10 protein-coding genes are annotated in these 11,735 nt (G+C 68.5%); 5 read left to right on the top strand and 5 right to left on the bottom strand.

Annotation, left to right across the window (positions count from 1 at the left end):
- Positions 1-4: 4 nt before the first annotated feature.
- From EV137_RS13760 to EV137_RS13745, 4 genes are read left to right on the top strand one after another with little or no spacing between them, the layout of a single operon-like run.
- On the top strand, positions 5-1,306 hold the full coding sequence (locus EV137_RS13760) for an O-antigen ligase family protein (protein WP_134128963.1): 1,302 nt from the start codon (positions 5-7) through the stop codon (positions 1,304-1,306).
- Positions 1,303-2,628, top strand: coding sequence for a lipopolysaccharide biosynthesis protein (locus EV137_RS13755; protein WP_134128961.1), 1,326 nt, complete (start codon positions 1,303-1,305; stop codon positions 2,626-2,628). Before EV137_RS13760 ends, EV137_RS13755 begins: the two co-directional genes overlap by 4 nt.
- Complete coding sequence (locus EV137_RS13750) at positions 2,625-3,701, top strand: hypothetical protein (RefSeq protein ID WP_133997377.1); 1,077 nt, start codon at positions 2,625-2,627, stop codon at positions 3,699-3,701. Before EV137_RS13755 ends, EV137_RS13750 begins: the two co-directional genes overlap by 4 nt.
- Before the next feature lie 15 nt (positions 3,702-3,716).
- Positions 3,717-4,409, top strand: coding sequence for a sugar transferase (locus tag EV137_RS13745; RefSeq protein ID WP_133997374.1), 693 nt, complete (start codon positions 3,717-3,719; stop codon positions 4,407-4,409).
- Here EV137_RS13745 and EV137_RS13740 read toward each other — a convergent pair.
- Positions 4,388-5,989 (bottom strand): MBL fold metallo-hydrolase, encoded by a 1,602-nt coding sequence (locus EV137_RS13740; protein WP_134128959.1) that lies wholly within the window; start codon positions 5,987-5,989, stop codon positions 4,388-4,390. The two genes, EV137_RS13745 and EV137_RS13740, sit on opposite strands and share 22 nt — an antisense overlap.
- A 214-nt stretch (positions 5,990-6,203) precedes the next feature.
- On the opposite strand from EV137_RS13740, the gene EV137_RS13735 reads away from it, so the two are divergent.
- Positions 6,204-7,148, top strand: coding sequence for a hypothetical protein (locus EV137_RS13735; protein ID WP_133997367.1), 945 nt, complete (start codon positions 6,204-6,206; stop codon positions 7,146-7,148).
- A gap of 58 nt (positions 7,149-7,206) precedes the next feature.
- Here EV137_RS13735 and EV137_RS13730 read toward each other — a convergent pair whose 3' ends face one another.
- Genes EV137_RS13730 through EV137_RS13715 form a run of 4 tightly spaced genes read right to left on the bottom strand, consistent with a single transcriptional unit; the run spans position 7,207 to position 11,718 of the window.
- Complete coding sequence (locus tag EV137_RS13730) at positions 7,207-8,550, bottom strand: glycoside hydrolase family 32 protein (protein WP_166679861.1); 1,344 nt, start codon at positions 8,548-8,550, stop codon at positions 7,207-7,209.
- Positions 8,547-9,386: a carbohydrate ABC transporter permease gene (locus EV137_RS13725; RefSeq protein ID WP_134128957.1), complete on the bottom strand. Its 840-nt coding sequence runs from the start codon at positions 9,384-9,386 to the stop codon at positions 8,547-8,549. Before EV137_RS13725 ends, EV137_RS13730 begins: the two co-directional genes overlap by 4 nt.
- Positions 9,383-10,315 (bottom strand): carbohydrate ABC transporter permease, encoded by a 933-nt coding sequence (locus tag EV137_RS13720; RefSeq protein WP_238175278.1) that lies wholly within the window; start codon positions 10,313-10,315, stop codon positions 9,383-9,385. The genes EV137_RS13725 and EV137_RS13720 overlap by 4 nt, the downstream gene beginning before the upstream one ends.
- Complete coding sequence (locus tag EV137_RS13715; protein WP_133997361.1) at positions 10,315-11,718, bottom strand: ABC transporter substrate-binding protein; 1,404 nt, start codon at positions 11,716-11,718, stop codon at positions 10,315-10,317. The genes EV137_RS13720 and EV137_RS13715 overlap by 1 nt, the downstream gene beginning before the upstream one ends.
- Between the last annotated feature and the right edge of the window lie 17 nt (positions 11,719-11,735).

Genomic DNA, 11,735 nt, shown 5'->3' with positions numbered 1-11,735 from the left:
CTCCATGACGACGACGGCTCCCACTGCTCCCACTCAGCCCGGCGGCATCGTCGGCTGGTCTGCCCGCCCCCGGGGCGACGTAGTCGCGGCCGTGATGGGACTGACGACCTGCCTGTTGCCGTTCCTGGTACCGGCCGGGCCGGCGAACACCGCGGCCGCGGATGTCGGAATCGTGCTCAGCATCGTGCTCGCCGTCCTCTGGGTCGCTCGCGCACACCTTCCGATCAAGCTGCCCTATCTCGTGGGAGTCGGCGGACTGATCCTCGGCGGGGCATTCGCAGCGTTCGTGTCAGCTGCGCCGTTGGGCGTCGGCCTCGTGCTGGCCCAGGACGTCCTGCTGCTGGCCTGGAGCGCGTCACTGGCGCTCGGCCGGCACAATCCCGCGATCGTCGGCGCGGTCACCATGGCCTGGTGCCGCACGGCCGCCATCTACTCCGGCGTGATGGCCATCGCTTATCTGGTGGGCATCAACGCACTGACCGGTGTCTCGGCGAAGGACGGCGTCCGGGCGTCGTACACGTTCGGCGACCCGAACCTGGCCGGCAACTATCTCGTCGTCTCGTTGTTCCTGATGGCCGCGTGCCGGCATCCCCGGTCCCCCGGCGTCCGCCGGATCGCCTACGTCCTGGTGCTGATGGCGATCGGCTTCACCGGTTCGAACGGGGCGATGCTCACGCTGCTGGTGGGACTCGTCTTCGCCTTCGCGGTGACCAGGTATCGCCGTCAGGGCGCGGTCGCCGGAGTCGCGACGCTCGCGATCGCTGCTCTGGTCGGCGGGCTGATGGCCGGGTTCGTGATGCCTCGGGTCGACCTGGGCCAGATCCGCGAGCGGGCCGCGGGCAGCGTGCCGCTGCTGCGGGACTCGTTCGGGCGCAGTGCGAACTCCAGCGGTGAACGGGCAACGATCGTCCGGGAGGGCACGAACCTGTTCCTCGAGGGTGATGCGGCCGGCTTCGGTCCGGCCCGGACGAAGGCCACGCTCGCCGCGACCCAGGCGCCGTACGTGAAAGAGGCGCACAACGACTATCTTGCGACACTGCTCGAGCGCGGCCTGATCGGCGCGATCGGCCTGCTGCTGCTCGGTGTGGCCGTCTTCGTCCGCTGTCTGCGGCTCGTGGTCGGCAACCTGCCGAAGGCGTACGCCGAACTCGTGCCCAGACCCTGGCTGCTCGTCGTCATCGGCCCGGTGATGGCGACCGCGGGAGGTTTCTACGAAGTGCTCCACTTCCGGCATCTGTGGACCTGGCTGGGTCTCGTCGCCGCCTTGGTGCTGGCGATGCACGACCAGCGGGAAGAGTCCTCATGATCCGGTCGACGCTGCGCTCGGGTGGGCCTGTCCGGACCGTGCTCGCGAACTGTTCGGCCCGGCTGCTCGCGATTCTGGGACTGACGCTGGCCACCGTCCTGGTCGCCCGGATCGGCGGCCCGGCCGAGGTCGGTGAGTATGCCCTGCTCCGGATGCTGCCAGGCCTGGTCGGCGTGCTGTGCGTGCTGGGACTGCCTGGTGCGCTGGCGTTCTTCCTCGCCGAGCCGCGCCGCGGACTACCCCGGCTGTGGCCGACGCTGATGGCGATCGGCGGCGCCGGCGCCATTCTCGGTACGGTCTTGTGGGTTGCTGCCTCTCCAGTGATCGCCAAGGTCTTCTTTCCCGACGAGCCGCCGTGGCTGATCGCGGCCGCGGGCGCGACCGTCGCGTCCCAGCTGGTCCTGACCCTCGGCAAGACCGCGCTCCAGGGACTGGAGGACCGGCGGGGTGGCGACCTGGTCATCGCCGCGGAGGAGCTCGCGTTCCTGCCCTGCTTCCTGGTGCCGTTGGCCGCGGGAATCCACGGGATCGCGGCTGTCGTCGTCGGGCTCGGCCTCGCCGATCTGGTCGTCGCGGTCGACGCGTGGCGCCGGGTCAGCCGCCGCCTCGGTTGGCGTCGGCTCGGTCTGGCCGGCGGCGCGTTCGGCTGGTGGGGCAGGCCGGACAGGCAGCTCGGCCGGCGGGTGGCGTCGTACGGACTGCGGGGTCAGGTGGGTGGGCTCATCACGTTGCTCAACCTCCGGCTGGACGTCGCGATCCTGGGTGCGATGGCCGGTCCCGCAGTCCTCGGTGGCTACGCGGTTGCCTCGAAGTACGCCGAACTGCTGCGGCTGCCCGGGACGGCGTTGACCTGGGTCTTCTATCCACGTCTGGCCAAGATCGATCAGGCCGAGGCGGCTCGGGTGGCCAGGCGGATGGTCGGGCCGGCGCTGATCGGCATCGCTGCCGCCGCGATCCCGGTCGCGCTGCTCGCGTCGCCCGTACTGCGGATCCTGTACGGCGCCTCGTTCGGGCCGGCCGTGACACCTGCCCGCGTCCTCGTCGCCGGAATGGTCCTGGCCGGCGCGTCCGGAGTGGCCAGTGCGTACCTCTACGGCCGGGGCACACCCGGGCTGAACTCACTCGTCCTCGGTGTCGGGCTGGCGATCACCGTTGTCCTCGACATCTCGCTCATCCCACGTTTCGGTGCGCTCGGTGCCGCGGTCGCGTCCACGGCGGCGTACCTGTCCACCGACGCGTTGCTGATCGGTCTGCTGCTGCGCCTCAGCCGGCAGCCGGCGCACGGCCGGGCTTCGGTCGCGATCGGTGAGGTCACGCCATGAGGACAGTGGCCCTGGTGATGGCCGGGCTGATGGTTGTCGCTGGATGTTCCGGTGCCAAGACGGAGCCCGACCCGGCGGCGCGGTCCGCCGGCACCGGAAGCTCGGTGACTCCTACGCCCCCGCCGAGCCGGCCGGCCGCCGGATCGACCACAACCGCCGCCGGTCCGGATCTGGCAGGCGATCGGTACGTCGCTCTCGCCGGCGCACTGCATCGACGCGGGGTGGCGGTGTGGTGGGAGACCGATCTCGTCGCTCGCTGGCTCGAGGGCCCGGCCGCCTTCGACCAGGCCGTCGCACGCCTGAGCGAGCTGGCGAAAGTGCCGGGAACCGTCGGGTTCAAGGTTTCCGACGAGATCGGCTACGGGGACGGACTGACCTCGATGGCGCAGGCCACCGACTTCCTCGGCCAGGCCCGGAGCCGGCTGGCCGAGGTTGCCCCCGGCAAACAAATTCTCGTCGACGCCGTGGTGCCGGAGCTCGGCTGCCTGCCCTGGCGAGGTGCCAACCAGGAGTCGTGTGCGCAACGAGTCCGGAGGAAGTATCCGGCAGCAACAGCTGCCGCCGTCGAGAGTTACCTGCACGCGGGGCTGATCGACCATCTGGATCTCAGCACCGGTCTGCTGGAGGACGACATCTATGCCAAGTGGGGGACCGACCGGCGGGATGCGCAGTCCGCCGCGTGGAAGCGCGTGGTGGCACAGGGATGGGGTTCGCTGACCGTCCTGCAGGCCCGCAAGGCGCTTGCCGCGGCCAACGGCTATCAAGGGTCGGCCGATCAGGCAGCGTCCGACGCGAGCACGTACATCGATGTCCCGGTCGGCGCGGGCGCGAAGGCGGTCGACGTCTGGACCTGGCGGCAGCGTTATCAGGGACAGGTGGTCAGCCTCCTCGCTCCAGACCTGGGCGGGAACACCTTGTGGACAGCGCTGGTCCGGCGCAAGCAGGACGGCGTTCAGTTGCTCACCCACATGACGCCTTCGTCGCTGCCCACGGACTCAGCCGGATTCGGCCGCGAGTGCGATCGTGCCGCCGAGGCGTTCACGGCGGTCTTCGTCGCCGCCGGCACGGGTTAGTCGAGAGGAGAAGCAATGGCATCGAGTATCCGAGTGCCAGGACGGCACGCAGCCTCCCGCGAGACAGTCGGCCCGGTGCGGCGACTGCTGGACGTCGTGGTCGGCGGCCTCCTGCTGGTGCTGGTTTCGCCGCTGCTCGCCGTCGTCGCCGCGTTGGTCCTTTGCACGAGCGGGCGGCCGGTGTTCTTCCGCCAGGCCCGCGTCGGTGAGAACGGCCGGCTGTTCTCGCTGTACAAGTTCCGCACCATGCGAATGTTTGCCTCTGGCCCCGAAGTCACCGCTGCCGCGGACCCGCGGATCACCAGGGTGGGCGTCTTCCTCCGGCGTACGGCGATCGACGAGCTACCGCAACTGTGGCACGTGGTCCGTGGACAGATGACCCTGGTCGGTCCGCGGCCGGAGAGCGCCGTACTGGCCGCCCGGTATCCCGCCGACTGCCGCCCGGTGCTGCTCGCTCGCCCGGGGCTCACGGGACCGGCGCAGCTGCGGTATCGCGAGCGGTCCGCCGTACCTCCGGACGGCCGGACCGACGTGGAACGCTGGTATCTCGAGGTGCTCGTCCCGCTCCGTGTCGCGGCCGACCGCGAGTACCTGGACCGCCCGACGCTCCGGCGGACGCTGTACTACCTCGTCGTGACCGCGCTGTTCGTGGTCGGCCTCGCCGATCTGCAGCGGCCGGTGGCGGGTCAGACGGCTGCGTCCTCGTAGTCCTCGTAGGCCACGTCGGCGGACCGGACCACGATCGGGTCGCAGCGGGCGTTGAGGCACTGTCCGCTGGCCAGGTCGAACTCGAAGTTGTGCCCGAGGCAGCGCAGTACGCCGTTCAGCACGACACCGGTCTCGGCGAGATCCTCGCCCGCGTGCGGGCAGTACCGGCTCACCGACAGTTGCTTGCCACCGGAATTGATCTCGATCGTCTCCTCCGGATCCCGGGCGGTCTCGAACAGCTCGACCGCTCGCAACGCCGCGCGGTCCGCGTGCTTGAACAGGCCGACCAGGTAGTCGTTGTAGCGATCGGGTTGCCGGCGTGCGGTGAAGCGCAGCGAGAGCAGCAGTTCCTCCCACCGGGTCCGGCCGGACACCACACCGTCGAGCCAGCGCCCGTCCAGCGTCAGCCGATAGTCAGCGTGTCCGTTGCCGCCGTCGAGATCCACCCAGACCCGGTCCGGACCGATGTGGGCGTCCCACAGGCCACCGTTCGGGCCCATGACCTGGAACCGCAGCGTCATGCCGATCCGGGCGAGGAAGTACTCCGACAGCGTCCCGAGCGACTCCACATGTTCCTTGAACCGCTTCGCCAGTCCCGGTTGCGGCTCGGGATTCGCGGCCCAGGCGGCATCGACGGCCGGCCGACGGCGCGCGGCGTACTCCTTCAGGTAGCGGCGGCGCTCGTCCGGTCCGGCGTCCAGCGCGAAGCCGTTCCAGTGCGGATCGCGAACGACGGACAGGTCCTCGAGCAGTATCCGGTCTCCGGGCAGGAGGCAGACGGCGTCCTGCTCCGGGATCCGGTCGGCGAGCCAGGCGACCGCCTCACCCTGATCGGGAAAGATCCCGCCGGGGTGCAGGCCGCTGTTCAGTTCGAAGAGGTCGTCGTCGAGGAAGCACGGCGGGCCCGCGTACGGCATCACCAGCCGGGGCTGGACCTGCCGGACCAGGCGGGTGACGGCCTTGAACTTGCCGATCCGCTTGATCGTGGCGATCCGCTCCCGCTCGACCTCGTCGTACTCGTAGCGAACCGGGTGCCAGCTCGCACCGGACATCTGCACACCCATGACGTCGAGCGGACCGCCGACCTCGGTGACGGCCCGCCTGGTCTGGCTGAGTGAGATCCGCGCGTCGTTGGTGTGCATCACACTGCGGTCACCGATCTTGAACAGTACGGCGGAGTCGTGGCTCATCGGGCACTGCTCGGGAATCACCGTCAGCCAGTCCCGGTCGTTCAGCGCGTGGCGCTCCCAGGCGTCGAGGACGACGATCCGCGTCCGGCCGACCGCTCGCAGCCGCCGCTGCATGATCGTGGACGGATAGCGCGGAACCACGACCGGCACGGCCTCGGGGAGGCCGGCGATCAGGTCGAGATCGAGGTGGTCCAGGTGCTCGTGCGACACGACGACCACGTCGACGTCCAGGAGCTCGCGCGTGAGCAGATGGGCGTTGTCCGGGAACTGGAACCACGACCCGAGGAACGCCCCTCCCGGCGACAACCAGGGGTCGGCAAGCACCCGGACCCCTGGTCCGTCGATCCGCAATCCGGCATGCCCCAGCGCAGTGACCATCGGCTCACTCATGTCACCAGGCTCCCGGCACGCCCGGGCCGAGGCATCCCCCCGCCGCACGAGAACCACTACGCCATCCGGCCCAGGTCAGCGGGTGTGTCTGGTCCCGGAGTCCTGAGCGCAGGCGATTGCAGGTAGCTGCAACTTTCTCGTCAGAGACCCGCAGGCTCGGCTATAGTCGGCGCGATCTCGAGCTCTTCGAGACGTTTGTGGAGGGGGACTCCTTATGAAGTTGCAGCGCCTTGCGCTCTCTCTGGCCGGTGTCGGCCTGATTTCGGCTGTGGCCGCATCCGCCCCGGCTACTGCGGCCACACCGGACGGCACGCACTCCTGGGCTGCCAAGACCGCGCCGACGACCAAGGCGGCGACCGTCGACGCTTGCCTGACCTCGATCGCGTCGCCCAGCGCGGCCGGGATGGTGGACGGCGTGGACGTCGAGGCCAGCCGCCCCGTGAAGGTCTACCCGTACGGTGACCCGATCAAGTTCGTCGGGACCCGCGCCAACGCGACCTGGTACCTGGCGGCGAACGCCGCGGCGACCCAGTTCTACTTCTACGGCCTGATGCTGCAGGGCGGGAACCTGTACCGGCACACGACGTACATTCCGGACAGCAAGCCGCCGGTGGCGACCTTCAAGAAGGTCGGTTCGGGCTGGACCAGCTTCAAGTCGATCGCCACGTCGAACTACAGCGTCGGCCTGCCGCGGCACGCGTACCTGTACGGCCTGAACACCAACGGCAGCCTGTACCGGTACTCGATGGTCGGCGCCGGCTTCAAGGCGCTCGGCCCGATCCCGGGCTTCCGCGGCTTCAAGGCGATGACCGTCCTCAGCGAGAACGCGACGTACGACACACTGCTGATGACCACCAACGCCGGTGCGCTGTGGACCGCCCACATCCCGGTCGCGGCCGGGGCCAAGCCGGTGATGAAGCTGATCCGCTCCTCCGGCTGGTCGGCGTACGAGTCGCTGGTCGTCTACGGCTGCGGTACCCGTGGCGGTTCGCTGGTCGTCGGCGTGGACCGCGACACGAAGTCCGGCTACCTGTACGGCATGAGCAAGGCGAACGGTTCCAAGACTGCCTTCCTCTCGTACGGCAAGGTCCCCGCCACGTTCAACGGCGTCGACGCGGTCTCGATCACCACGCACTACGACCAGCTGGTCGGCGAGTAGTCACATCCGCTCAAGTGCTGGCCGAGGCCGTGTGCCTCGGCCAGCACTTCTGCTTCTGTCAGCGGGCGAGTGTCCAGTAGCGGGCGTTGGCCGGAGCTTCGACTCGCCACCTGGGCGACGCGGTCGGGTACACGCGGGTGCTGAGGACGCGGCCGGCGCTGGTGAAGACCTCGAGGGTTGAGCCGTCGAGGATGATTCGGGCCGCTGGGCGGTCGGATTCGGAGTCGAAGGCGTCCGTGACCTGCATGCGGCCGCCGTGGGCGTGGGGGCTGAGACTGGCTTGGGTGCGGTCGATGGTGAGGGTGTCGGCGTCGAGTTCGATCACCAGGCGTTCCTGCTCGCTGAAATGGATGACGACCTGCCCGGAGCCTTCCGGTACGACGATTTCGCACTGTGCGCCTGTCGACGCACCGTTGGCGGGTGAGCCATCGCCGACGCGGAGGGTGTCGAGCGTCGGTACGGGCGCGCTGCGTAGTGACGAGTCCGAGCCGAGCCAGACGACCCGGGGCAGCGAGATGACCCCGGCCCAGTCGTCGGTCCAACCCGGCCGGTCCCGTCCCTCGGTCAGCCAGCCGAACAGCAGCGGCCCGAATCGGCTGTCCCGCAAGGCCGACGCCGCGTAGAAGTTGGTCCCGTGATCGACGCGCCGCGGAACCACCGGTACGTCGACATCGAACGACAGCACGTCAGCGGGCCCACCTTCCGGCGACCACGACCCGACCACCGCGATCCGGCGGCCGTCGATCGTGAGCATCTGCGGGCATTCCCACGCGGCCCCGGTGTCGTAACCGTCCACGACGCCGCGGGGCAGGTCGGCGAGCGGACCGGCGTACGTCCAGTTCTCGAGGTCGGTCGAGCGGTACGACGGGATGCTCGCCCCACGGTCGACGTACCCGGCGCCGACGACCATCCACCAGCTGCCGTTCTCCTGCCAGACAAAGGGATCGCGGAACATGATCGCGTCCGACGGGTCAGGCACCACCTGATGCGGCGGCCCGAACGACACGCCGCTGTCGTCGGACACGGCGGTGAGCACCGACTGGTACGGGCGTCCCTCGATGTGGCCCGAGTAGAACGCGCGGACCCGTCCGTCGTCCAGGACCGTGTTGCCGGACCAGCAGCCGTCGGTGTCCGGCCCGCCCGGTTGCGGCGCCATCGCGGGCCGGTGCAACGTCCAGCGCACGTAGTCGGGCGAGGTCGCGTGCCCCCACTCGACCGGTACGTGGTGATCGAGCGTGGGCCGCGACTGGAAGTACAGGTGTACGTCGTCGCCCACCTCGATCGGCCCGTTCGGGTCGTTGAGGTATCCGCGCGGCGGCCGGATGTGGAACGCGGGGCGGAGGTGCGCGACCGCTCCAGGGTCCTGGTGAGGTGATCGAGCTGCGGACTGGGTCTGGGTCACCGTGATGCTCCTGCCGTGATGCCTGCGATGAAGTATCTCTGGGCGAAGATGAACAGCAGCACGCTCGGCAGGATCGCCAGTACGACGCCGGCCAGCACGACCGAGATCGAGCCGGTGCCGAGGTTCCCCTGCAGACCGACCAGCCCGAGCGGCAGCGTGAAGTTGTCCTGCGACTGCAGGAAGATCAGCGGCCGGTAGAACTCCGCCCAGAAGCCGGAGAAGTTCAGGATCGCGAGCGTGGCGATCGCCGGACCGGCCATCTTGGCGTAGATCATCAGGAACGTCTGGAAGTGACCGGCGCCGTCGATCCTTGCCGCCTCGCCCAGTTCGCGAGGCATCTGCATGAAGTACTGCCGCATCAGGAAGGTTCCGAACGCGCTGCCGAGTGCGGAGACCACCAGCGACAACGGGCTGTCGGAGAGTCCGAGGTACCGGATGATCACGAACACCGGGATGATGATCGTCTGCAGCGGCACCATCATGGTGGCCAGGAAGATCCCGAAGATCACCGAGCGCCCCGGGAAGCTGACCATCGCGAACGCGTACCCGGACAGCGTGCAGGTGACGGTCTGCCCGACCACGATCAGCCCGGTGACGATCACACTGTTGAAGAAGAACCGGCCGATCGGGATCCGGTCGAAGACCGCGCCGTAGTTCGAGAAATCCGGATGCAGCGGGATCCACTGCGGTGGATTGCTGAACGCCTCGGCCGGCGTCCGCAGCGACGTGGTGACGGTCCACAACAACGGGCCGAGGGCAATCATCGCGGCGATCACCAGCACCGCGACGCCGGTGATCCGGCCGATCCGGGCCAGCGTTCCGGTGGATTCTGTCATTGGTAGAACACCAGCTTTCGTGCCGCGAGGAACTGCAGCCCGGTGATGACCAGGATCGCCGCCAGCAGCACGATCGCGATCGCCGAGCCGTACCCGAACTGCAGGTTCTGGAAGCCCTTCTGGTACATCTGGATCGTCACCGTCGTGGTCGCCGACCCCGGGCCGCCCTTGGTCATGATGTACGGCTGGTCGAACAGCTGCATCGCGTTGATCAGGGCAACGACCGCGGCGAACAGGATCGTCGGGCTGATCAACGGGATCTTGATCCGGAACAGCGTCCGGAACCCCCCGGCGCCGTCGATCTGCGCGGCCTCCAGTACGTCGGTGGGGACCGACATCAGCGACGCGACGAACAGGACGAACGTGAACCCGATCTGCTGCCACACAGCGATCAGCACGATCGTCGCGGCCGCCCCGAACCCGCTGGTCAGCCACGGCACGTTCGAGATCCCGGGCAGGTTGAGGTAGTAGTTCACGACCCCGAACTTGTAGTCGAACAGGTAGCCCATGAAGATCGACACGGCCGCCGTGGATGCGAGCAGCGGCAGGTAGAACGCCGTACGGAACAACGTCCGTACCCAGACCAGCTTGCGCTGGTTGACCAGGACGGCGAGCCCGAGCCCGATGGTCAACTGCAGTACGACGATCGCGAGCGCCATCCCCAGCGTCACGCCGAACGACTTGAGCACCGGCCCGTCGGTGAACAGCCGCTGGTAGTTCTCGAGGCCGACGTACTCCGGTGTCGAGATGACGTCCCAGGAGAAGAACGACAGACCCAGCGAGGCGACGATCGGGATCGCGGTGAAGACTGCGACGAACAGCACCGACAGCCCGATCATCGCGAACCCGAACCGCGCCTGTCCGTGCGAGGACGGGTGACCGCGCCGCTTCACGACGGCTTCGCGCACCTCCGCGGTGACGGCAGCCATCAGCTCGCTCCTGCTGCTTTCTCGAGGTCGGACTGCAGCCCGTCCAGAGCCGCCTTCGCGTTACCGGACGAGATCGCCTGCGTGGTGCGCTGGTTCAGCGCGGTCGCGAGCGCGTTGTAGTACGGCGGGGCGGGGATCGGGGCGGTGTCCGGGTGCTTGGTCAGCGTGTCGTAGAAGACCGACCAGTGCTTCGGGCCGGTCTTGGCGTACCGCGCGGCCGTCACCAGGGACTTGCGGCCGGGCGTGGTCACGTTGCCCGGGAAGACCAGGTCGAAGGTCTCCGGCTTCACCAGCAGCTTCAGGACCTCCCAGGCCAGGTCCTTCTTCTTCGACGACTTGAAGATCGCGTACCCGCCGGCGCCGAACAGGTGCCGCTGGCTCTTCCACTTCGGGAACATCGTGACGTCGAAGCTGCCGTTCTTCATCCCGGCGTTGGTCAGGCCGCCGGCCCAGAACCCGCCGCCGATCGACATCCCGATCCGGTTCGACGCGAACAGGCCCTGCAGGGTGCCGCCACCGCCGACATCGGGCGACGGTGACAGACCCTTCTTGGTCAGCTCGATCATGTAGTTCAGCGCCTCGACGGTGGCGTCCGAGTTCGCCGTCGGTGCGCCCCACTTCCAGCCGCCCTTGCGGCCCGCGGCGGCAGCGTCACCGGCGTATGCCTTGTTCCACAGCCAGTCGCCGCCGTCGTACTTGCCCTCCTCGAGCAGGTTGGCGTTGTTCGCGTACATGAAGGACGTCCAACTACCCCACAGCCGGACCACCCAGCCGAAGGCGTTGATGCCCTTGAACTTGGCGATCTTGGTGGCCGCGGTCTCGAAGTCGTCGAGGGTCCAGTCCGCACTCGGTGGTACGACGCCGGCGCGCTGGAAGAGGCCCGTGCTGTAGAACATGTTCCCGGCGTTGAAGCTGTCCGGGAGCTCCCACAGGTGGCCCTGGTACATCATCGACTCGACCAGGGCCGGGTGGATGTCGGCGAAGTACTCCTTCAGCGCATCCAGGTCCTTGGTGACGTAGTCGTCGAGCGGGACCGCGAGCTCCTTCGACGCCATCAGCTGCAGGCCCTCGGTGGCGACGCTGATGATGTCCGGCGGGGTCCCGGCCGCGATCTGGGTCAGCACCTTGGCCAGGAAGTCGTTCCAGTCGGTGCCGTTGATGGCGGAGATCTCGAACTTGATGCTCGCGTCCAGCTTGGAGATCTGCGGCTGCAACCGGTTCTGCAGCTGGGTCGCCTGTGCCTGCTCGCCGAAGTACAGCATCTTCAGCGACTTCGACGAGCCGCCGCCGTCCTTGCTGCAGGCGGCCAGGTCGGCCAGTGCGGCGAGCCCGAGCCCACCGGCTCCGGCCTTCAGCAGCGTACGGCGGGCGAGCGAGCCTCCGGGCGGATTCATACCTGTCATGAGGGTTCCTCCTTGAC

It is taken from the genome of Kribbella pratensis, assembly GCF_004366075.1.
Lineage (GTDB): Bacteria > Actinomycetota > Actinomycetes > Propionibacteriales > Kribbellaceae > Kribbella > Kribbella pratensis.
Note: the sequence above shows the minus strand (reverse complement) of the source record. Positions and strands in the feature narration are given on the sequence as shown.